General features: G+C 69.6%; 1 protein-coding gene and 1 pseudogene. One reads left to right on the forward strand and one right to left on the reverse strand.

Features of this window, described 5'->3' with window-relative positions; all coding sequences use genetic code 11:
• On the reverse strand, positions 1-831 hold an 831-nt coding region (locus tag ACZ7HQ_RS45865; protein ID WP_471003682.1), incomplete at its 3' end, for a GlxA family transcriptional regulator.
• Between the two features lie 153 nt (positions 832-984).
• Here ACZ7HQ_RS45865 and ACZ7HQ_RS45870 point away from each other — a divergent pair.
• Positions 985-1,085 (forward strand): annotated as a pseudogene (locus ACZ7HQ_RS45870) (cysteine hydrolase); the annotation flags it as partial.

Here is a 1,085-nt window from a genome sequence, read left to right on the forward strand (position 1 = left end):
GACGCGGACGGACTCGATGTAGGCGTGCGGGGTCGTCCCGAGCTCGGTCCTGAAGATCCGGGTCAGGTGGCGGTCGCTGACATGCGCGTACTCCGCGAGGTCCACGACGGTGAGCCGGCGGCCGATGTTGCGCAGGATGTGGTGCCGGAGATCCTCGATGCGCCGCGTCGCCGAGATCTGCTCCAGCGGAACGCTGAACTGGCTCTGCCCGCTCTGCCGCTTCAGGTACATCACGAGCTGCCGGGCGACGCGCAGCGCGACGGCCTCGCCGAGGTCGTCGGCGATCAGGGCGAGCGAGAGGTCGAGGCAGGCGCTGATCCCCGCGCCGGTCCACACATCGCCCTCGCGGATGAAGATCGGGTCGGCGTCGACCTCGATCTCCGGGTGTTCGTCGGCCAGTTGCCGGGCGGTCGACCAGTGCGTGGTGGCGCGCTTGCCGTCGAGCAGCCCGGCGGCGGCCAGCAGATGCGCCCCGACGCAGACGGAGGTGGTCCGCCGCGTCCGCGCGGCGAGCGTCTTCACCCGTTCCACCAGCTCGGGATCGACGAGGGCGTGCACCCGCCGTTCGCTGTCGATCTCCACCGAACCGGGCACGATGAGGGTGTCGATGCTCCGCCCGGCGGCCTCGTCGAAGGTGGTGTCGGGCAGGATGCGCACCCCGGCAGCGGTGGTGACGGGCTCCAACGTATCGGCGGCCAGGACGACTTCATATCCCGCGGCGTCGTCGGTCTCGCGGCGCGCGAGCGAGAAGACCTCGGGAGGCCCGGTGACGTCGAGCAGGTCGACGCCGCCGAAGAGCACGATGACGACGAGCCGTCGGACGGTATCCATGGGTTGCCCTCCTCCGCCGGCACGCCGCCTCATGTCGGTATCTGCATGCTAGACGTCATTGTGGACATCCGGGGCGACTCCTAGCGTGGAGAACGGCTCCCCGCACGGAACGGGCGAGCACTTCCCCTACGTACGACCCGAGGCGGTACACCCATGTCCCGAACCACCCTGCGCGAACTCGACGGCTTCGACGCGACCCCGGCCACGCTGACCGGCTCGACGCTGATCCTCGTCGACTTCCAGAACACCTACAC

The organism is Streptomyces sp. NPDC037290, assembly GCF_055603245.1.